Source organism: Aureimonas pseudogalii (assembly GCF_014196835.1).
In the GTDB taxonomy this organism is placed as follows: domain Bacteria; phylum Pseudomonadota; class Alphaproteobacteria; order Rhizobiales; family Rhizobiaceae; genus Aureimonas; species Aureimonas pseudogalii.
Map to the genome: position 1 here is coordinate 192,970 of NZ_JACIEK010000004.1, position 18,935 is coordinate 211,904.

General features: G+C 67.9%; 19 protein-coding genes and 1 pseudogene. 12 read left to right on the forward strand and 8 right to left on the reverse strand.

The features are described from left to right. The first annotated feature begins 107 nt into the window (after positions 1-107). Together cysE and GGR04_RS10615 are read left to right on the forward strand one after the other, a co-directional pair. Positions 108-929: a serine O-acetyltransferase gene (cysE, locus tag GGR04_RS10610; RefSeq protein ID WP_183199847.1), complete on the forward strand. Its 822-nt coding sequence runs from the start codon at positions 108-110 to the stop codon at positions 927-929. Between the two features lie 99 nt (positions 930-1,028). Then, complete coding sequence (locus GGR04_RS10615) at positions 1,029-1,238, forward strand: DUF3126 family protein (RefSeq protein ID WP_183199848.1); 210 nt, start codon at positions 1,029-1,031, stop codon at positions 1,236-1,238. 56 nt (positions 1,239-1,294) lie between these two features. Here GGR04_RS10615 and GGR04_RS10620 read toward each other — a convergent pair whose 3' ends face one another. Together GGR04_RS10620 and GGR04_RS10625 are read right to left on the reverse strand one after the other, a co-directional pair. Beyond that, positions 1,295-1,888 carry a transglutaminase-like cysteine peptidase gene (locus GGR04_RS10620; RefSeq protein WP_246393097.1) on the reverse strand — a complete coding sequence of 198 codons (594 nt, stop codon included), beginning with the start codon at positions 1,886-1,888 and terminating at the stop codon, positions 1,295-1,297. 438 nt (positions 1,889-2,326) lie between these two features. After that, positions 2,327-2,932: a PilZ domain-containing protein gene (locus GGR04_RS10625; RefSeq protein ID WP_183199849.1), complete on the reverse strand. Its 606-nt coding sequence runs from the start codon at positions 2,930-2,932 to the stop codon at positions 2,327-2,329. Between the two features lie 170 nt (positions 2,933-3,102). Between GGR04_RS10625 and GGR04_RS10630 the strand changes: the two genes are divergently transcribed. Both GGR04_RS10630 and GGR04_RS10635 read left to right on the forward strand, forming a co-directional pair. Further along, on the forward strand, positions 3,103-3,870 hold the full coding sequence (locus GGR04_RS10630) for a rhomboid family intramembrane serine protease (RefSeq protein WP_183199850.1): 768 nt from the start codon (positions 3,103-3,105) through the stop codon (positions 3,868-3,870). A gap of 96 nt (positions 3,871-3,966) precedes the next feature. Further along, positions 3,967-4,398: a CBS domain-containing protein gene (locus GGR04_RS10635; protein ID WP_183199851.1), complete on the forward strand. Its 432-nt coding sequence runs from the start codon at positions 3,967-3,969 to the stop codon at positions 4,396-4,398. 27 nt (positions 4,399-4,425) lie between these two features. On the opposite strand, the gene GGR04_RS10640 is transcribed toward GGR04_RS10635, so the two are convergent. The 3 genes from GGR04_RS10640 to folE all read right to left on the reverse strand — a co-directional run bounded on the left by GGR04_RS10640 (position 4,426) and on the right by folE (position 6,567). Then, on the reverse strand, positions 4,426-5,415 hold the full coding sequence (locus tag GGR04_RS10640; RefSeq protein WP_183199852.1) for a patatin-like phospholipase family protein: 990 nt from the start codon (positions 5,413-5,415) through the stop codon (positions 4,426-4,428). 73 nt (positions 5,416-5,488) lie between these two features. Continuing rightward, positions 5,489-5,953, reverse strand: coding sequence for a phosphoribosyl-AMP cyclohydrolase (hisI, locus tag GGR04_RS10645; RefSeq protein ID WP_183199853.1), 465 nt, complete (start codon positions 5,951-5,953; stop codon positions 5,489-5,491). Next, the gene (folE, locus tag GGR04_RS10650) at positions 5,950-6,567 is read right to left on the reverse strand and encodes a GTP cyclohydrolase I FolE (protein ID WP_183199854.1); all 618 of its coding nucleotides are present in this window, start codon (positions 6,565-6,567) and stop codon (positions 5,950-5,952) included. The genes hisI and folE overlap by 4 nt, the downstream gene beginning before the upstream one ends. A gap of 224 nt (positions 6,568-6,791) precedes the next feature. On the opposite strand from folE, the gene GGR04_RS10655 reads away from it, so the two are divergent. The 3 genes and pseudogenes from GGR04_RS10655 (at position 6,792) to thrS (ending at position 9,642) form a co-directional block, all read left to right on the forward strand. Further along, the gene (locus GGR04_RS10655; protein ID WP_183199855.1) at positions 6,792-7,229 is read left to right on the forward strand and encodes an iron-sulfur cluster assembly scaffold protein; all 438 of its coding nucleotides are present in this window, start codon (positions 6,792-6,794) and stop codon (positions 7,227-7,229) included. Next, a pseudogene (gene yidD, locus GGR04_RS10660) lies at positions 7,226-7,495 on the forward strand (membrane protein insertion efficiency factor YidD); the annotation flags it as partial. The gene GGR04_RS10655 and the pseudogene yidD, both read left to right, overlap by 4 nt. Positions 7,496-7,659: 164 nt before the next feature. Continuing rightward, on the forward strand, positions 7,660-9,642 hold the full coding sequence (thrS, locus tag GGR04_RS10665) for a threonine--tRNA ligase (RefSeq protein WP_183199857.1): 1,983 nt from the start codon (positions 7,660-7,662) through the stop codon (positions 9,640-9,642). A gap of 64 nt (positions 9,643-9,706) precedes the next feature. Here the strand turns inward: thrS and GGR04_RS10670 are convergent, their stop codons facing one another. Further along, positions 9,707-10,813, reverse strand: coding sequence for an RgsD C-terminal domain-containing protein (locus GGR04_RS10670; RefSeq protein ID WP_183199858.1), 1,107 nt, complete (start codon positions 10,811-10,813; stop codon positions 9,707-9,709). Between the two features lie 160 nt (positions 10,814-10,973). On the opposite strand from GGR04_RS10670, the gene GGR04_RS10675 reads away from it, so the two are divergent. The 3 genes from GGR04_RS10675 (at position 10,974) to GGR04_RS10685 (ending at position 13,433) form a co-directional block, all read left to right on the forward strand. Then, entirely contained in the window at positions 10,974-11,561 is a 588-nt protein-coding gene (locus GGR04_RS10675) for a nitroreductase family protein (RefSeq protein ID WP_312857438.1), read from the forward strand. Between the two features lie 2 nt (positions 11,562-11,563). Continuing rightward, positions 11,564-12,187: a flavin reductase family protein gene (locus GGR04_RS10680; protein WP_183199860.1), complete on the forward strand. Its 624-nt coding sequence runs from the start codon at positions 11,564-11,566 to the stop codon at positions 12,185-12,187. A 106-nt stretch (positions 12,188-12,293) separates the two neighbouring features. Beyond that, positions 12,294-13,433 (forward strand): DUF2336 domain-containing protein, encoded by a 1,140-nt coding sequence (locus GGR04_RS10685; protein WP_183199861.1) that lies wholly within the window; start codon positions 12,294-12,296, stop codon positions 13,431-13,433. Between the two features lie 5 nt (positions 13,434-13,438). On the opposite strand, the gene GGR04_RS10690 is transcribed toward GGR04_RS10685, so the two are convergent. Together GGR04_RS10690 and GGR04_RS10695 are read right to left on the reverse strand one after the other, a co-directional pair. Beyond that, entirely contained in the window at positions 13,439-14,212 is a 774-nt protein-coding gene (locus GGR04_RS10690) for an NAD kinase (RefSeq protein WP_183199862.1), read from the reverse strand. Between the two features lie 90 nt (positions 14,213-14,302). Further along, a complete protein-coding gene (locus GGR04_RS10695; protein ID WP_183199863.1) occupies positions 14,303-15,574 on the reverse strand; it encodes a flavin monoamine oxidase family protein in 1,272 nt (423 codons plus the stop codon). A gap of 335 nt (positions 15,575-15,909) precedes the next feature. Between GGR04_RS10695 and ilvD the strand changes: the two genes are divergently transcribed. Together ilvD and GGR04_RS10705 are read left to right on the forward strand one after the other, a co-directional pair. Continuing rightward, positions 15,910-17,754 carry a dihydroxy-acid dehydratase gene (gene ilvD / locus GGR04_RS10700; protein WP_183199864.1) on the forward strand — a complete coding sequence of 615 codons (1,845 nt, stop codon included), beginning with the start codon at positions 15,910-15,912 and terminating at the stop codon, positions 17,752-17,754. A 183-nt stretch (positions 17,755-17,937) separates the two neighbouring features. Beyond that, entirely contained in the window at positions 17,938-18,924 is a 987-nt protein-coding gene (locus GGR04_RS10705) for an ABC transporter substrate-binding protein (RefSeq protein WP_183199865.1), read from the forward strand. Positions 18,925-18,935: the final 11 nt, after the last annotated feature.

Below are 18,935 nucleotides of genomic sequence, written 5' to 3' on the forward strand. Positions count from 1 at the left end.
TTTCATCCAGGCCGCAATCGGATAGGGATCTCGCTGGCGAGCCCTGCGGGCGAACCTATCTAGTGGCGATGAGACGTCCCGCGGCCGTGCGAGAGGGCAAGACGACGATGACTGCCTTGGGTCTGACCCATCCCGACCGCCTCGCGGCCCTCGACCCGATCTGGCTTCGCATCCAGGACGAGGCGCGTGCCGCGAGCGACAACGAGCCGGTGCTCTCGGCGCTCCTCTATTCGAGCGTCCTGAACCAGAAGTCGCTGGAGGCGGCGGTGGCGCACCGCATCTCGCAGCGCCTCGACCATGCCGACCTGCCGGCCTGCCACATCGAGCAGGCCTTCGACGAGATGGCGACCGCGTCGAGCGAGTGGGGCGGCATTCTGCGCACCGACCTGCAGGCCGTGTTCGACCGCGATCCGGCCTGCGAGCGGATGCTCGAGCCGCTGCTCTACTTCAAGGGCTTCCACGCGATCCAGACGCATCGGCTGGCGCACTGGCTTTGGCACGGTGGGCGGCGCGACTTCGCGCTCTACCTGCAGTCGCGCTCGTCGGCGGCCTTCCAGACCGACATCCATCCGGCCTCGCGCATGGGCCGCGGCATCTTCCTCGACCATGCCACCGGGCTCGTCGTCGGGTTCACCGCGGTGATCGGCAACAATGTCTCGATTCTGCAGAACGTGACGCTCGGCGGCACCGGCAAGGAGTTCGGCGACCGGCATCCCAAGATCGGCAACGGCGTGCTGATCGGGGCGGGCGCCAAGATCCTCGGCAACATCCGGGTCGGCGACTGCTCGAAGGTCGCCTCGGGTTCGGTGGTGCTGAAGGAGGTGCCGCCCAACTCCACGGTGGCCGGCATTCCCGCGAAGATCATCGGCACCTCCGGCTGCGCCGAACCGGCGCGTGCCATGAACCACGATTTCTCGCGAACCGAATGACGGGATCAGGCGTCCACCGATTCGTACGCTTCGGTCGGTATGCCTTTGCGATCGAGTGCGCTACTGAGCCCCACGAGGACGCCCAAGGAGTATGACGCCGTGAAGCCCGACGAAATCCGCAAGCTCGAAGCCTTTTTGAAGAAGACCTTCACGGGCACCGCCCTCAAGGTGAAGCCGCTTCCCCGCCGCAACGACACGGCCGAGGTCTATATCGGTGAGGACTTCGCCGGCCTCATCGCCAAGGACACCGAGGAGGGCGAACTCTCCTACCACTTCACGATGACGATCCTCGACATCGATCTCGAGTAGCATCCTCGAACCTCCATCGACGAAAAGGGCCGGCGTTTCGCCGGCCCTTTTCGTTTTCAGCGAACGCTGCCGACCAGCATGTCGCGGTCGTCGTCGATCGAGACCCATTTTGCCGAGTCCTGCTGCGACTGGCGTTTGAGATAGCGGTAGGGCGTCTGGCTCCAGTCGAGGGCCCGCCGGTCGAGATTGTCGAGGATGATGTCGCCGCGGTCGGTGGAGACCGTCAGCACGGCGTGGCCGTCGCCGTTGGGCTGGCGCACCACGGTGAGAAGCAGCGCCGAACGCGGCAGGCCCTCGCGTTCCAGCATGAACTGCTTGAGGAGAGCGAAGTCCTCGCAGTCGCCGACGGTGGTCGGGTAGGCCCAATATTCGGGAACGCCGTAGATCTCGTCGTCCGTCTTCGGCGTGATGCCGGCGTTCACCGCCGCGTTGATCTCGATGATCATGGCCCAGAGCCGGTCGGTCATCGCAACCGGGCCGACGGCGGCATTGGCGCCGCACTCGGCGCGATTGCGCTTGCAGAAGTCATAATGGCCCACCGGCTGCGACGTGGCCGTGCCCAGCAGCATGCCGGCCTCGCTGGCGGACGACGCGACGAGCCCCGTGAGAAGGACCGCCAGGGTCAGGATCGATCGAAGTACTGCCGGCAAAGTCTTGGCTCCCGTCGTGTTGAGGGAACCATGGCACGTGGGTTTTACTGGCTTTGGAAACGCGATAACGCGTTTGTCGGCAAATAGAGCGCCTCTCGTTTACCTGTCGTACTTGCGAAAGGCAGAAGATTTTCGGTAAATGAATATCGACCTTGCGTAAGACGTCGGTCACCATAGCGAGCCGCCGGTCATCTTCGTCAACGGGCGGGAGAGGCAGGGCGGTGTGCCGGCGGGGGCGGGCAACGCGGGCGTTAACCTGCGTCGCCGGGCGCGTTAACCGCCGGGCCGCGGAGGCAGCGAAGCGCCCGTTCACGGCTCGTCCACGAAGCTGAAGGAACCGTGATCGAAACGCTAAGAAGGCGCGCGGTTCGCACCGCGCGCCTTCAAAAAATATCCCCGTTATCCACAGGAGATTCGGTTGTTGGAAGGCCGAGCGGCTCAGCCGAGGCCGATGTCGAGGGTCTCGCGCGTCTGCAGCGTCGCGAACTCGATGGCCACGCCGTCTTCGAGCTGGCGCACGACGCGGCCCACCATGGTGCCGAGCACGAGGCGCGATCCGATCGCGGGTCGCACGGCGCAGGCGACGGCAGCGCCCGACAGCGACAGGTCCATGATCCGCACGTTGTAGCGGCGGCCGTCGTCGAGCACCATCTCGATGACCGGGTTGCGCGGCTGGATGCGCTCGTGGCGGCGATCTTCCGGCAGCGAGAGCTCGTGCCGGTTGGCCAGCCAGGTGAGCTGCGCCGCCAGCTTCTCGCGCTTGCGCTCGGTCGATTGCAGCACCATCGCGAAGCCGCCGGAATAGGAGCGCACCACCGTGCCCTCGAGCCGGCCGACATGATCGGCATAGAGGATGACGCGCTCGCCCGAGCCGGGCAGGATCGGGGTCGTCACCGCGCAATCGCCGGGCGACATGTCGCCGATGCGGCAGGGAAATTCGCTCTGGTTCGGCAGCATGAAACGGCCCAGCAGATCGACGGTGACGCGTTTGAAGCGACGCCGGTCTTCGACGACGAGCGGCGTCTGGGGCAGGGAGTTGAGCATGATGCGCCGTCGTCGGTATGGGTTCGTTCACCACGACACTAGCCGTTGAGGGTTAACGGGCCCTTCCGCGACCATCGGTCCGTAAAGGCGATTGCAAGGACGTTCCGCGGTTCGTGCGTTGCATTCGAAGGGAGCGACCATACGTTGGCGCCGAACAGGAGAGCCCGCCCGTGTCGCATCTGCCCGAACCACCCTTCGTGGACGAACCTCCCGTTCGCCGGCCCGCGATCAACGTGCCGGCGGTGATCCTCGTCCTCATCGCAAGCTTCGCTCTCGTTCACTGGGTGCGCACCAGCCTTTTGTCCAGTTTCGACGAGGCCTGGGTGCTGGTGAATTTCGCCTTCGTGCCGGGCTGCTACGGTACGACGGGAGATATCTGCGGTCTGCGGGAGGGCTGGGCGCCGTGGGTGTCGCCGATCTCGCATGCCTTTCTGCATGGCGACTGGACGCATTTCGGCACCAACGCCGTGTGGCTGCTCGCCTTCGGCACGCCGGTGGCGCGGCGTCTGGGAACGGGGCGGCTGCTTCTCTTCGCGGCGATCGGCGCGGTCGCCGGGGCCGGCCTCTTCTACCTCTTCAACCGCGACCTCATTCAGCCGATGATCGGCGCTTCCGGCGTCGTCTCCGCGCTGATGGGCGGCGCGGCGCGCTTCGCGCTCGGCGCCACCGGGCGCGGGGGCATGGCGGACGTCGCGAAGGCGCCGCTGCTCTCGATTCGCGACAGCCTGCGCGACCGGACCACGCTGTTCTTCATCGCCATCTTCTTCGTCACCAACGTCGCGCTCGGCTCCGGTGCCGCGCTTCTCTTCGGTGAGGGCGGAGCGATCGCCTGGGAGGCGCATCTCGGCGGTTTTCTCTTCGGGTTTCTCGCCTTCGCGGTCTTCGATCCGCGCAGCCCGGAGACGCTCGCGCTCGCGCCGCGACGTCTCTCCTCCTGATCGTATCGGTGCGGCGCGCCGTCGCAGCACGCTCGCCCATTGCCAGCGAGGCCGCGGGGCAGCACCATGCTCTTTCGACCAGCAAGGGAGGTTGCGATGACCGTTCGACTGATACTGGAAGCCAAGGGGCGGGACGTCGCCGTGATCGCGTCCTCCGAGAGTGTGGCGACGGCCGTTCGAGAGCTGGCGGAACGTCGGATCGGCGCTCTCGTCTCCGTCGGCGAGGACGGTTCGCTGCTCGGCATTCTCTCCGAGCGCGACGTCGTGCGCCTGATCGCCGAGAGGGGTGCGGATGCGTTGGCGTCCGACGTGGGCTCCATCATGACGCGCCAAGTGAAGACCGCGGGCGAGGAGACGACGGTGGACGAGGCGATGGAGATCATGACGCGCAATCGCTTCCGCCATCTGCCGGTGGTGGAGCGGGGGCGGCTCGTCGGCATCGTCTCGATCGGCGACGTCGTGAAGCGCCGCATCGAGGATGCCGAGCGCGAGGCTCAGGACATGCGCAGCTACATCACGGCCGGCTGAGAACTCGAGCGCGCGGCGTGCGGCTCGTCAGCGCGCACCGAGCGACTGGCAGAGCCGCTCGATCTCCGGCATGCCCCGCATCGTCTCCTCGTAGCCGAAGGCGATGCACTCGCGCGCGCGGAAGAACTCGGACAGGCCGATGTCGCGCACGCGCGGATGCACCGAATAATCCGGTGGGTCGCCTGCCAGGCGCGAGCGGGAGATGCGGTCCTGGATGATGTTGAACGCGTCCACCATGGAGCGCGCGATGCCCACCTTGTCGCGCCAGCTCTCGGCGAGGTTCTCCGAGCCGATCAGCGGATCGGAATGGTTGGCGCGCGCCGTCTGCGCCGGCGAGGTGCCGCTCGCGGTCATTCGCAGCACGGCCGCGCGGCCGAAGAGATCGTAGTGCAGGTTGACCGCCACCACGAGCGGCTCCTCGAAGGCCCGGCACACCGAAACGGGCACGGGATTGACGAGCGCGCCGTCGAAGAGGCGGCGCCCCGAGCATTCCACCGGCTGGAACACGCCGGGCAGGGCGTAGGAGGCGCGCATCGCCAACACGAGCGAGCCGGAATCCAGCCAGACCTCGTGGCCGCTGCGTGCTTCCGTCGCCACGCAGACGAGCGGCCGCCCGAGATCCTCGATCCGCACGTCCTGAAGCGTCGAGACCAGCCGGCGGTTGAGCCGTGCGCCGCCGATCAGCCCGGCGCCGCCGAGGCGAAGATCGAGAAAGCGCATCATGCCGCGGCGCGTCAGCGACAGCGCGAAGGCTTCCAGTTCGTCGAGCCGGCCGGCGAGGTAGCAGCCGCCGACGAGCGCCCCGATCGAGGTGCCGGCGATCATCGAGATGGGGATCTTGGCTTCGTCCAGCGCGCGGATCACGCCGATATGCGCCCAGCCGCGGGCCGCTCCGCCGCCCAGCGCCAGCGCGATGCCGCGCGCGGGCTTGCGTTCGGGCTGGGTCGTGTCGATGACGGGCACGTCGGCGGGCGTCGCCGAGAGATGCGCGGAGCGTCTGAAAACCCTGTCCAACATCGATCCGTCATCCCGCGGGCCACCAGCCCTCATCGGCGATGATGGACCGTCGGCCTTTCCGCACTCCTGCCGTTTATGGTGAAGGATTGCCTTCGGCGTGGTGCGGCGCCGAAGAGCCCTCCGGCTCGACGAAGACGAGCGCGCGATCCTCGCCGTCCCCCGCGACCCGCCGATAGAAACAGCTGGCGCGTCCGGTGTGGCAGGTGTCCTCGGGCTTGGCGACGTCGACCCGCAGCCAGATCGCGTCCTGATCGCAGTCGACGCGGATCTCGCGCACGCTCTGCAGGGCGCCGGACGTCTCGCCCTTCTTCCACAGCGTGCCGCGCGAGCGGCTGTGATAGTGGGCGATGCGGGTGCGGATCGTCAGGTCGAGCGCTTCGGCATCCATGTGCGCCACCATCAGGAGGTCGCCCGAGGTGGCGTCCGTCACCACGGCGGTGACGAGGCCGCTCTCATCGAAGCGCGGCCGCAGCGTGTGGCCGGCCTCGTCCTCCGCCTTCGTCCGCGGAGCTTCGAAGGGGAGAGCCGCGCCGCTCACTTCAGCATCGACAGGAAACGAGCCTGCTCGCTCCGGTCGTTCTTGAACGATCCGAAGAACGAACTCGTGACGGTGGAGGAGCCCTTGGTGCGGATACCCCGCATCGACATGCACATGTGCTCGGCCTCGATCATCACGGCGACGCCTTTCGGCGTCAGCGCGGCGTCGATCACGGCGGCGACCTGCTCGGTCATCGCTTCCTGCGTCTGCAGGCGGCGGGCGTAGATGTCGACGACGCGGGCGATCTTCGACAGGCCGAGCACGCGGCCGTCCGGCTGGTAGGCGACATGCGCCTTGCCGATGATCGGCACCATGTGGTGCTCGCAATGGGAGATGAAGTCGATGTCGCGCACCAGCACCATCTCGTCGTAGCCGGCCACCTCGTCGAAGGTCCGCGTCAGAATGTCGGCGGGCTCCTGACCGTAGCCGCCGAAGATTTCCTCATAGGCCTTCACCACGCGGCGCGGCGTGTCGATCAACCCCTCGCGCGTCGGATCCTCGCCGATCCAGCGCAGGAGCACGCCCACGGCGGCCTCGGCTTCGTCGCGGCTCGGCCGCTCGTAGCTCATCGACGCGGCGGCCTCCTCGACGATCTTCCTGACGGATGCGTCCATCTCAAACCCTGATCTTCGACGTCCGGCCACGCCCGTTCACGCTCGTGCCCGCTGTCGCGCACCGGCTCGGCCGTTGATGTTATGATATTACATCGGCGTCAACCCGGCGCCGCCCAAACGTGTTCCCGTTCGCTTCCGAAGCGGTTCCTGCCTTCCTATATACAGATCGCGGACGACGGTTTGTAGGTCGTGCCACATGAGACGGACCATCCACGGACACGACCATGATCGATGATCTCTACAACGCGCGCATTCTGGAGCTTGCCGGCCATATCGACCGCATCGGCCGCCTCGACCAACCGGACGGCACGGCCTCGGCGCATTCCAAGCTCTGCGGCTCGACGGTGACCGTGGATCTGAAGCTCGCGGACGGCATCGTCACCGACTTCGCGCACGAGGTGCGGGCTTGTGCACTTGGGCAGGCGTCGTCTTCGGTGATGGCGCGCCATGTGGTGGGCGCCAGCGTCGAAGAGCTGCGGGCGGTGCGCGAGGCGATGCGGGCGATGCTGAAGGAGAACGGCCCGCCGCCCGCCGGCCGCTTCGAGGAGTTGCGCTATCTCGAGCCGGTGCGCGAGCATAAGGCGCGGCACGCCTCCACCATGCTGACCTTCGATGCCGTGGTCGAGGCGATCGAGAAGGCGAGCGTGCGACAGGCCGCATGACTCCTCCGGCCGGACGCAACTACGCAGGCCCCTGGCGCCGGACGCCCGGCCGTCTTCTCGGGATCGGCTTCGTGCGCCTCTACCAGCTGACCCTCTCGCCGCTCGTCGGCAGCCATTGCCGCCATCTGCCGACCTGCTCGGAATATGCCTACGAGGCTGTCGCTCGCCACGGGCTCTGGCGCGGGGGCTGGCTGGGCGCGCGGCGCGTCGCGCGTTGCGGGCCGTTCGGCAAAGCCGGGCTCGATCCCGTGCCGCACGATCATTCCTGATGCATTCGGTCAGCCCCGCGCCGAGTTCGAGCACGTTTGACGCTTGCACCGCGCCGGTCGGCTGGTAGAAGTCGCCGCTTCGCGGGCGACGAGCCCCGCGCGATCTCGATCGAGACAGCTTTCCCGCAGGGTAGGCGGGGGTGAGCGCGAAAGGACATGACATGATCGACCTGACCTTCCCCGACCAATCCGTGCGGTCCACCGAGCCGACGACGACCGGCGCCGAGATCGCCGCGGGGATCTCCAAGTCGCTGGCCAAGAAGGCCGTCGCCTATGCGCTGGACGGCGAGATCCGCGACCTCTCGGACCCGGTCGGCCGCGCCGGCCTCGTCGAGATCGTGACGCGCGACGACCCGCGCGCCATCGAGCTCATCCGCCACGACGCCGCGCATGTGATGGCCGAGGCGGTGCAGGCGCTGTGGCCGGGCACGCAGGCGACGATCGGCCCGGTGATCGAGAACGGCTTCTACTACGACTTCGCCAAGGACACGCCCTTCACGCCCGACGACCTGCCGGTCATAGAGAAGAAGATGCTGGAGATCATCCGCCGCAACGCCGCCTTCACGAAGGAGGTCTGGTCGCGCGACGAGGCGCGCCGCGTCTTCGGCGAGAAGGGCGAGACCTACAAGGTCCAGCTCGTCGACGCGATCTCGGCCGATCAGGACGTCAAGATCTACCGCCAGGGCGAATGGTTCGATCTCTGCCGCGGGCCGCACATGGCCTCGACCGGCCAAATCGGCGAGGCGTTCAAGCTGATGAAGGTCGCCGGCGCCTACTGGCGCGGCGACTCGAACAACCCGATGCTGACGCGCATCTACGGCACGGCCTGGGCGACGCCCGACCAGCTGAAGTCCTACCTCACCATGCTGGAGGAGGCGGAGAAGCGCGACCATCGCCGGCTCGGCCGCGAGATGGATCTCTTCCACTTCCAGGAGGAGGGGCCGGGCGTCGTGTTCTGGCACCCGAAGGGCTGGTCACTGTTTCAGGATCTCACGGCCTACATGCGCCGCCGCCTGCTCGGCTCCTATCAGGAGGTGAACGCGCCGCAGGTGCTCGACAAGTCGCTCTGGGAGACCTCGGGCCACTGGGGCTGGTACCGCGAGAACATGTTCCAGGTGCAGTCGGCCGGCGACGAGACCGAGGACAAGCGCGTCTTCGCGCTGAAGCCGATGAACTGCCCCGGCCATGTGATGATCTTCAAGCACGGCTTGAAGTCCTACCGCGAACTGCCGATCCGCTTTGCCGAGTTCGGCCTCGTGCATCGCTACGAGCCGTCCGGCGCCATGCATGGGCTGATGCGCGTGCGCGGCTTCACGCAGGACGACGCGCACGTCTTCTGCACCGAAGACCAGATGGCCGACGAGTGCCTGAAGATCAACGACCTCATCCTCTCGGTCTACGAGGATTTCGGCTTCGAGGAGATCGTGGTCAAGCTCTCGACCCGGCCCGAGAAGCGCGTCGGATCGGACGAGCTGTGGGATCACGCCGAAGAGGTGATGACGCGCGTGCTCGGCCAGATCGAGGCGCAGTCGGGCGGACGCATCAAGACCGGCATCAATCCGGGCGAGGGCGCCTTCTACGGGCCGAAGTTCGAATACACCCTTCGCGACGCGATCGGCCGCGAGTGGCAGTGCGGCACGACGCAGGTGGACTTCAACCTGCCGGAGCGCTTCGGCGCCTTCTACATCGACGCCAACAGCGAGAAGAAGACGCCGGTGATGATCCACCGCGCCATCTGCGGCTCGATGGAGCGCTTCCTCGGCATTCTCATCGAGAATTTCGCCGGGCATTTCCCGCTCTGGATGTCGCCTGTGCAGGTGGTGGTCGCGACCATCACGTCCGAGGCCGACGAATATGCGGCGAAGGTGGTGGAGGAGCTGCGCGAGGCCGGCCTTCGCGTCGATCTCGACGTGCGCAACGAAAAGATCAACTACAAGGTGCGCGAGCACTCGATGGCCAAGGTGCCGGTGATCCTCGTCTGCGGCAAGCGCGAGGCCGAGGAGCGGTCGGTCAACGTGCGCCGCCTCGGCTCGCGCGACCAGGAGGCGATGAGCCTCGACGCCGCGATGGCGTTGCTGGTGGAGGAGGCGGTGGCGCCCGACCTCAAGCGCTCCCGAAAGGGGCGCCAGACGCTCGCGGCCTAATCGCACCCTGCGAGAATCGGTGAACAGACCCGGCCGAACGGTCGGGCCTGTTCGCATTCCGGCCTCAGTCGCCGGTGCCGGCCTCGGGACTGTTGGGATCGATGAGGTCGCTGGTCAGCACCTCGACCTCGGTCTTTTCGCCCGCCTTCACTTGGAACGGACGCTGGAAGATCCGGTCCTTGTTGCGCGCGACGATGATGTAGTCGCCCTCCTGCAGCACCATCGAGGCGAAGGCGCCGACGCTCTCGCGGATCATGTCGCCCTGGTCGGAGGTGATCGACCAGGCGGTGTCGGCAAGCGCCTCGCCGCCGCTCTCGCGGACCAGCTTCAGCGTCAGCTCCGCCGCGTGGTGTGCGAGCGTCGCATCCGTCACCTTGCCGGCCTCGACCCGGATGTCGGCGCGCACCACGGCGTTCACGTCGCCGAAATGCGAGACGACGTGGTAGTCGCCGGCGTTCAGCCGCACGACGACGTCGGGCTCGACGTCGGAGGCGATGAGCTGGCGGTCCTGGTCGTCGGTCGCCTGGCTGTAGATGTCGAAGGTCAGCTTGTCGGTGATCACATGGTCTTCCGACGAGGTCGCGTGCAGGCGAAGTCCACCGGCCTCGATCGTCACCGTGTGACGCGTCAGCCGCCCGTTGAAGTCGATCCGCTGCGTCATGCCCGCACGCCCGAACCCGACATGCAGCAGGTAGTCACCTGCAGGAACGTCGAACACAGCTTCGCCACCCTTGGCGACCGCGATGGCCGGCAGCTTGCCGTCGGGCCCGGCCTTCGGCGAAAACAGGCGCCAGACGAGGTGATCGGGGATCTCCGGGCCGTCCTTGCCGAGGCGCGCCTTGAGGACGAGGGCCTCCAGCGGGCGCACGAGCCCGGGGGCCGTCTCGGGCTGGGGCAGCAGCGCGGGCAGGCGGGGCAGCGACGCGTTGGGCGGCAAGTCGCCTTCGGTGTTGCGCGGCAGTTCGATCGGCTCCAGCCGCTTCAGGCCGCGGGCCGTGGGAATACCGAGATCGAGCGTCGCGGGATCGGCTGGAATGGCGGAGGGAGACGCGTAGGCGCCCGGCGGCTCGGCGCCCGGCGCGCCGACCCGCCCGCCATCCTGCGCGAAGGCCGGCACGGTCAGCCCGGCCAGGACGGCCCCCGCTACGATCGTCCAGTCTCGCCGACTCAAATTCGCATTCTCCCGATGGCGATGCCACTGAAGGACATCGCATGGACGATTTCATGGCGAAAGCGCGAAGCGGGCGATCCCTTGCACTCCCGCCCTTGGCAAATCCGTTCGGGCGATGATCTATCCTCGCGACCGACCAATCGAAGGACAAGACGACGCCGTGACCGACGCCAAGACGCTTCTCGCCACCCGACGCTCCGTTCCCATTCCCGCACTGCGCGATCCCGCGCCCTCCGAAGCCGAACTGACGGAGATCTTCACCGCCGCGACGCGCGTGCCCGACCACGGCAAGCTCGCCCCCTGGCGCTTCATCCTGTTTCGCGGCGAGGTCGGCGCCGAGCTTGGCCGCCGGCTCGCCGATCTCGCCGAACGGCACGAGGGCCAGCCGCTGGGCGAGGCGCGGCGGGCCTACGAAGAGCAGCGCTTCACCCGTGCGCCGCTCGTGGTCGGCGTCGTCTCCACCGCCAAGCCGCATTTCAAGATCCCCGAATGGGAGCAGGTGCTCTCCGTGGGCGCGGCCACGATGAACCTGATCCACGCCGTCCATGCGCGCGGCTACGGCGCCAACTGGATCACCGAATGGGTGGCCTACGACGAGGACGCCAAGGCGCTGATGGGCATTGCGTCGGACGAGAAGGTGGCAGGCTTCGTCTATGTCGGCACCCCCGGCGATGCGCCGTCCGACCGCCCCCGGCCCGATCTCGCCACCGTGGTCAGCGAGGCGACGCTGCCGCAGGACCGGGTCTAAAGATGTTCTGGAAGACCGCCACCAACGATCACGGCCTGCCGCACGACCCTTTCAAGGCCATCGTCAGCCCGCGCCCGATCGGCTGGATCTCGACGCGGGCGAGGGACGGGCGCGTCAACCTCGCGCCCTACAGCTTCTTCTCCGCCATTTCGGACCGCCCGAAGCTCGTGATGTTCTCGTCCGCCGGGATGAAGGACAGCGCCGCCTTCGCGATCGAAAGCGGTGAGTTCGTCGCCAATTTCGCGTGCGCCGATCTCGCCTCGGCCGTCAACCGTTCGTCGGCGGCGGCGCCGCGGGGCACCAGCGAGTTCGCGATCGCCGGGCTGACCGAGGCACCCTGCGAACTCGTGGCCGCGCCGCGCGTCGCGCAGTCGCCGGCGGCGCTCGAGTGCAAGCTGTCGCAATGGTTCACGCCGGTGGGCGTTGACGGCCGCCCGTCCGAGAACGTGATGCTGATCGGCGAGGTGGTGGGCATCCATCTGGACGAGCGGGTTCTGCGCGACGGCATGATCGCCACCGATCTCGCCGCGCCGCTCAGCCGCCTCGGCTATCTCGATTACGCCGTGACACGCGAGGTCTTCCAGATGGTGCGGCCGCGCCGGCCGGACGCCTCCGACGTGCCGTGACGCCGGCAAGGTGAACGAAAGCTTGGCAGGCATGGTCAAGGATTCGTAAAGGGTTGCGGGCGCAGGAATGATGCGAGAGTTCTCGCGTCGTTCCGAAGGCCCGCCCATGCTCGCTCAGCATTTCGTCACCTGGTGCGAAACCGCCAACGCGGCCGAGCGCTGCTCGGGCGTCGCCCTTCTCGCCGATGCGGTGGTGAACAAGAAATTTCTGGCCGCCGAGATCCGGCAGGCGGAAGCGGCGTTGCTCTTCGCGCTCGACGATCCCTCGCCGCGGGTGCGGCGCACGATCGCCGATCTCGTGCGCCACTCCGAACGGGTGTCGCGCCAGCTCGTGCGCACCCTCGCGGCCGACATCGACGAGATCGCCGTCGGAATCGTCGAGCATTCGCCGATTCTCACCGGCCCCGATCTCGTCGAGCTCGTGCGCGGCGGCTCCAACGCCATTCGCGTCGCCGCCGCCCGCCGCCGCGATCTCGATCCGCGTGCCGCGCTGGAGATCGCCGCCAGCGGAGACGCGCAGGCCTGTGGCGAACTCGCGGCCAACGCGGCGCTGCTGGCCCCGGCGTCCGTCCTGTGCCGACTCGTCGGCGACTGGGCCGACCATCCGCGCATCCGCGACGCGCTGCTGCGCCGCGACGATCTGCCGAGTGATCTGCGCCACGTTCTTCTCGTCTCGCTCGGCTCGGCGCTCTGCGCCTCGCCCTTCGTGCTAGCCGCGACCGGCCCTGCACGGGCCGCACGCCTGAAGGACGAACTCGCCGAGCAGGCGACCGCCTCGCTGATCGAAGTGCTGGAGCCCGCGGACCTCTCGCCCTTCGTGGAGCATCTGCGGGCCAGCGGCCTCCTCAACAGCGCCGTGCTGGTGCGGGCCGTCTGCTGCGGCCGGATCGATCTCTTCGCGTCTTCGCTCGCGCGGCTGGCCAAGGTTCCCGAAAAGCGCGTGCGCGCCATCGTGGCGGAAGCGCGCGAACCCGGCTTCGCCGCGCTGGCGGACTCCGCCGGCCTGCCGCGCGCCCTCGTGCCGCTGCTGCTCAGCGCGGTGCGGGTCTGGAAGGACGTCTCGGGGAGCGACGATCTCGATCCCGCGGACGTCGCGTCGATGGTGATGGAGCGGGTGGTCCGCTCCTATCGCCGCCAATACGATGAGACGGCCTTTGCCGAGATCGGCGCGCTGCTGCACCGACTCGCCGGCGACACGCAGCGCTTCGCCGCGAGGCGCCGCGCCGAGAACTATCTCGCGGCCTGAGCCGATCAGTAGCGGAACTGTTCCGCCAAAATGCGCTCGTCCCACGAGTGCTCGGGATCGAACAGCACGAGACTGCTGAGATCCTTCGATTCGCAGATGCGAATGTGCCGGACCGACTTCACCTCGCGATGGTCGGCCACCGCGTTCACCGGCCGCTTCTCGTCCTCCAGCACCTCGATGTCGACGGTCTGACGATTGGAGAGAAGAGCGCCGCGCCAGCGCCGAGGGCGGAAGGCGCTCACCGGCGTCAGCGCCAGAAGCGGCGCGTCGATCGGGATGATCGGCCCCTGCGCCGAAAGATTGTAGGCGGTCGATCCCGTGGGGGTCGCCACGAGAACGCCGTCGCAGACAAGCTCGTCCAGCCGCGTCTTGCCGTCGATCGAGATCTTCAGCCGCGCCGCCTGATACGACTGGCGGAAGAGCGCGACCTCGTTGATCGCGAGCGCCGAATGGCTCAGTCCTTCGGCGTCGATCGCCGTCATCGTCAGCGGGCGGATCTCGTTGCGGACGGCCCGTTCGAGGCGCGCCGGGAGATCGGCCTCGCGGTAGTCGTTCATCAGGAAGCCGATGGTGCCCTTGTTCATGCCGTAGATCGGCTTGCCCGTGTCCATGAAGCGGTGCAGCACCTGCAGCATGAATCCGTCGCCGCCGAGCGCCACGACGACGTCGGCCTCCGCGGCGTCCTGGTTGCCGTAGAGCGCGACGAGCGTGCGGAAGGCGTCCTGCGCCTCGTCGGTCTCGCTGGCCAGGAAGGCGACGCGGGGCGTTTGTCGGGGCATCGTCATCCTTCGTTGCGGTCGTCGCGCCTCGCGGAGCGGTTCGCCGCGCGCGACCGTAACCGCCGCGGCCGCGCGCGCAAGCGGGAACCCTCAGTTTCCAGTATCGATCTTCCGCGCCAGGCGACCAGTCGGCGTGAGCGCCGCCAGCACTTCGTCGGCCGCCCGAGCCCCGCTTTCCCAAGCCCCGTGCGCGGTCGAGAAGGCATGCGGAGACGTCGCCTCGCCGGCGAAGAAGATGCGGTTCTCGAAGGGTGCGGCGAGTTGCGCGCGGGCCGAGGCGGCGCCGGGCAGAGCGTGGGAATAGGAACCGAGGGCATGAGGGTCGCGGCCCCAGGCGGTCTCCGCGATCGCCGTCAGCTGCCGGCGGATGGAACTGCCGAAGAGGTTCGATAGCTCGTCGATGGCGAAGGCCCCGAGCGCCCCGTCGCCCTCGCGTTCCAGCGCCTCGGCGCAGCGACCGCCGACGAAGACCTCGATCTGCGGCCGGCCGAACGGGCGCAGGTGATAGCTCCCCGTCGCCGTGCGGTCGGTGTTCCCGAACAGGTGGCCCTCGGGATCGAAACGGTCGGGCTCGGCCAGCGAGAGCACGGCCTTGTTGGCGAGTCCCAACGGCAGGCTGGCGGCTGCGGCGCGCCAGGGCTCGAGGGCTGCCGGAAGCGACAGGCCGTCGCCCGCGAGGATCGCGGTCGGCAGGGTAAGCACGACGGCGCGGGCTCGCAGGGTGCCGTGCGGCGTTACGACGCGCAGGCTCCGGCCATCGAACTCGATGGCGCTGACGGGACAATCCGTCCGCGTTTCCAGGTATGAACCCAAGGCCGAGATCGCCGCACCGTAGCCTTCGAGCACCCGCCAGTTCACGCCGCTGTCGACATAGGCATCGTAGTCGAGCGTCGAGACCCGGTCGAACTCGGTGCCGTTGTAGTATGAGCTGACGGCGTTCATCAGCGCGTTCCAGCGCCCGCTCGGTTCGAAATCCTCGCTCGCGGCCCGGTCGATCCCGCGCCGGGTGGTCTCGTCGAGCCGCGCCTCGAAAGCGTCGAAGACTGCGTTGAAGGCCGCCTGATCCGGCCGGGAGAAGCCGATGTCGCCGGTCTGCCCCGTCCAGTCCGGGCGCTTCTCGACGATCGTGAAGCCGGCGGCGCGGATGGGCGCGACGAGCGGGTTTCGGTCGGCCGAATGAAGCCAGCCGCAGCCGCGGTCGAACGGGTGGCCATCGGATGCGACCACCGTCTCGGCACGGCCGCCGATCCGCGAGCGCGCTTCGAGGAGCCGCACCGACAGGCCACGCCCCCTCAGCGAGCGGGCCGCGGACAGGCCTGCGGCGCCCGCGCCGACGATGGCGACATCGATCTCATGGCTCATTCGACGCCATCCAGACTGAAGGGTGGAAGTTCGGGCAGTCGCCGCCGGACACTCTGGTCGAGGATTGATGAGCGGCAAGACGATGCCCTGTCATCCCACCAATCCCGACACTGAGATCCTCGATGCGGCTCGGCAGGGCGGGTCGGACGCCGGGCTGACCTCGCGGGTCGAGGAGGCCTGCATATGGGCACGGTTCGTATCAGGACAATGACGGATCGGCGAATACCGGCGAGGGGGCGCGCCGGTCAATCGCGCCATCGCCGCTCGCCAAGGGTTGGAATGGCTCTCCAACAGGTGTAATGCCGGGTACGCTTCCGCCAGCACGAGGTTTTCCGATGCCGCACTATCGTTCCCGCACGACCACCCACGGCCGCAACATGGCCGGCGCGCGCGGTCTCTGGCGCGCGACGGGCATGAAGGACGAGGATTTCGGCAAGCCCATCATCGCCGTCGTCAACTCGTTCACGCAGTTCGTGCCTGGCCACGTGCACCTCAAGGATCTCGGGCAGCTCGTCGCTCGCGAGATCGAGGCGGCCGGCGGCGTCGCCAAGGAGTTCAACACGATCGCCGTCGACGACGGCATCGCGATGGGCCATGACGGCATGCTCTACTCGCTGCCCTCGCGCGAGTTGATCGCCGACTCCGTCGAGTACATGGTCAACGCGCATTGCGCCGATGCCATGGTCTGCATCTCCAACTGCGACAAGATCACGCCGGGCATGCTGATGGCGTCGCTGCGCCTCAACATCCCCACGGTCTTCGTCTCGGGTGGGCCGATGGAGGCCGGCAAGGTCGTCTGGCCCGACAACACCGAGAAGAAGCTCGACCTCGTCGACGCCATGGTCGCGGCCGCCGACGACCGGATCTCCGACGAGGACGTGAAGATCATCGAGCGCTCGGCCTGCCCGACCTGCGGCTCGTGCTCGGGCATGTTCACCGCCAATTCGATGAACTGCCTGACCGAGGCGCTCGGCCTGTCGCTGCCCGGCAACGGCTCGACGCTCGCCACCCATGCCGAGCGGCGCCGCCTCTTCGTCGAGGCCGGCCACCTGATCGTCGATCTCGCCAAGCGCCACTACGAGCAGGACGATCCGAGCGTGCTGCCGCGCGCCATCGCGAGCTTCGCCGCCTTCGAGAACGCGATGACGCTCGACATCGCCATGGGCGGCTCGACCAACACCGTGCTGCATCTGCTGGCTGCCGCCCACGAAGGCGAGGTCGACTTCACCATGGCCGACATCGACCGGCTGTCGCGCCGGGTGCCCGTGCTCTGCAAGGTCGCGCCGTCGATCGCCAACGTCCATATGGAGGACGTGCACCGCGCCGGTGGCATCATGGGCATTCTCGGCGAGCTCGACCGCGCCGGGCTTCTCGACACCTCGGTCGGCTCCGTCCACGCCGAAAGCCTCGGCGCCGCGCTCGACCGCTGGGACGTGAAGCGCACCACGAGCCAGACCGTGCACGACTTCTTCCGCGCCGCGCCGGGCGGCGTGCCGACGCAGGTCGCCTTCTCGCAGAACCGGCATTTCGACAGCGTCGACACCGACCGCGAGGGCGGCGTCATCCGCAATCTCGAACATGCCTTCTCGAAGGACGGCGGCCTCGCGGTGCTCTACGGCAATCTCGCCGAGGACGGCTGCATCGTGAAGACGGCGGGCGTCGACGCCTCCATCCTCACCTTCAACGGCCGGGCCCGCATCTTCGAGAGCCAGGATTCGGCGGTGAAGTCGATCCTGTCCAACGAGGTCGTCGCGGGCGACGTCGTGCTCATCCGCTACGAGGGACCGCGCGGCGGGCCGGGCATGCAGGAAATGCTCTATCCGACGAGCTACCTGAAGTCGAAGGGCCTCGGAAAGGCCTGCGCCCTCGTCACCGACGGCCGCTTCTCGGGCGGCTCGTCCGGCCTGTCGATCGGCCACGTCTCGCCGGAGGCGGCGGAAGGCGGCATCATCGGGCTGGTGGAAGAGGGCGATCCCATCGAGATCGACATCCCGAACCGCCGCATCCAGCTGGCCGTTCCCGATGCCGAGATCGCCAAGCGCCGCGAGGCGATGATCGCCAAGGGCGCGGACGCCTGGAAGCCCGTCGAGACGCGCAAGCGCAAGGTCACGACGGCGTTGCGTGCCTACGCCTTGATGACGACGAGCGCGGCGCGCGGCGCCGTGCGCCAGCTCGACTGAGAGCGCAACGCGCGAGGGAGCGCTCTTCGATCCCTCGCAGACCGGTCGACGGCACCGCCCCCGGACGATGCCGTCGACCGTTCGGGTTTCATACGATTGTCATCCGGCCCGCGTAGTCGCCGCGCATCAAGTTTGTTTCGCCGGCGGGCAGGGGTCCGCGCGCGTCTTCACGGGATCGATCTCATGACCTTCAAGCTCGCCCTGGCCGGCGCGGCCGCCTTCGCCGCTCTCCTCGTCCACGCGCCCGCCATGGCCCAGGCCGGCAAGCTCGTGCTCTACACGAGCCAGCCGAACGAGGACGCGCAGGCGACGGTGGATGCGTTCGAAGCTGCCCATCCCGGCATCGATGTGGAATGGGTGCGCGAGGGCACCACGAAGGTCATGGCCAAGCTGCAGGCGGAGTTCGCCGCCGGCAGCCCGCAGCCCGACCTCCTGCTCATCGCCGACAGCGTGACGATGGAAGGCCTGAAGCGCGACGGTCGGCTGATGCCCTACGAGGGCGCCGACGTCGCAGGCTTCGAAGCCGGGCTGGTCGATCGCGACAAGACCTATTTCTCCACCAAGCTGATCACCACCGGCTTCATGACGAATGCGCGTGCGGAAGGCGCGCCGAAGTCCTGGCACGACCTGGTGAAGCCCGAATTCGCCTCGCAGGTCACCATGCCGAGCCCGCTGACCTCCGGCGCCGCGCTCGTCCACGTCGCCGCGCTGGCGCAGAACGCCGATTTCGGCTGGCCCTACATCGAGGCGCTCGCCAAGAACGGCACCACGGCCTCGGGCGGCAACGGCGCAGTGATGAAGTCGGTGGCGGGCGGCGAGAAGGCCTATGGCGTGATCGTCGACTACCTGCCGATCCGCGAGGCGGCGAAGGGCGCGCCGGTCGCCTTCGTCTTCCCGACCGAGGGCGTTTCAGCCGTCACCGAGCCGGTGGCGATTTTGAAGACCGCGAAGAACCCGGAGGCCGCCAAGCTCTTCGTGGACTTTCTTATGAGCGAGGAGGGACAGAAGCTCGCGGCCAAGCAGGGCTATCTCCCGGCCCGCGACGGCATCGAGGGCCCCGCCGGTTTTCCGGCCCGCTCCACGATCAAGCTGATGCCGCTCGACGCTGCCAAGGCGCTAGCCGACGAGACCGAGAACAAGAAGCGCTTCACCGAACTCTTCGGCGGCTGATCGGCTGCGGG

Bases quoted from the DNA above. Each gene is read 5' to 3' on its own strand.
- ilvD (WP_183199864.1), top strand. From the start codon at position 15,910: ATGCCGCACTATCGTTCCCGCACGACCACCCACGGCCGCAACATGGCC.
- GGR04_RS10680 (WP_183199860.1), top strand. From the start codon at position 11,564: ATGTTCTGGAAGACCGCCACCAACGATCACGGCCTGCCGCACGACCCT.
- GGR04_RS10635 (WP_183199851.1), top strand. From the start codon at position 3,967: ATGACCGTTCGACTGATACTGGAAGCCAAGGGGCGGGACGTCGCCGTG.
- GGR04_RS10705 (WP_183199865.1), top strand. From the start codon at position 17,938: ATGACCTTCAAGCTCGCCCTGGCCGGCGCGGCCGCCTTCGCCGCTCTC.
- GGR04_RS10685 (WP_183199861.1), top strand. From the start codon at position 12,294: ATGCTCGCTCAGCATTTCGTCACCTGGTGCGAAACCGCCAACGCGGCC.
- GGR04_RS10625 (WP_183199849.1), bottom strand. From the start codon at position 2,932: ATGCTCAACTCCCTGCCCCAGACGCCGCTCGTCGTCGAAGACCGGCGT.
- GGR04_RS10640 (WP_183199852.1), bottom strand. From the start codon at position 5,415: ATGTTGGACAGGGTTTTCAGACGCTCCGCGCATCTCTCGGCGACGCCC.
- thrS (WP_183199857.1), top strand. From the start codon at position 7,660: ATGATCGACCTGACCTTCCCCGACCAATCCGTGCGGTCCACCGAGCCG.
- folE (WP_183199854.1), bottom strand. From the start codon at position 6,567: ATGGACGCATCCGTCAGGAAGATCGTCGAGGAGGCCGCCGCGTCGATG.
- GGR04_RS10695 (WP_183199863.1), bottom strand. From the start codon at position 15,574: ATGAGCCATGAGATCGATGTCGCCATCGTCGGCGCGGGCGCCGCAGGC.
- GGR04_RS10690 (WP_183199862.1), bottom strand. From the start codon at position 14,212: ATGCCCCGACAAACGCCCCGCGTCGCCTTCCTGGCCAGCGAGACCGAC.
- cysE (WP_183199847.1), top strand. From the start codon at position 108: ATGACTGCCTTGGGTCTGACCCATCCCGACCGCCTCGCGGCCCTCGAC.
- GGR04_RS10655 (WP_183199855.1), top strand. From the start codon at position 6,792: ATGATCGATGATCTCTACAACGCGCGCATTCTGGAGCTTGCCGGCCAT.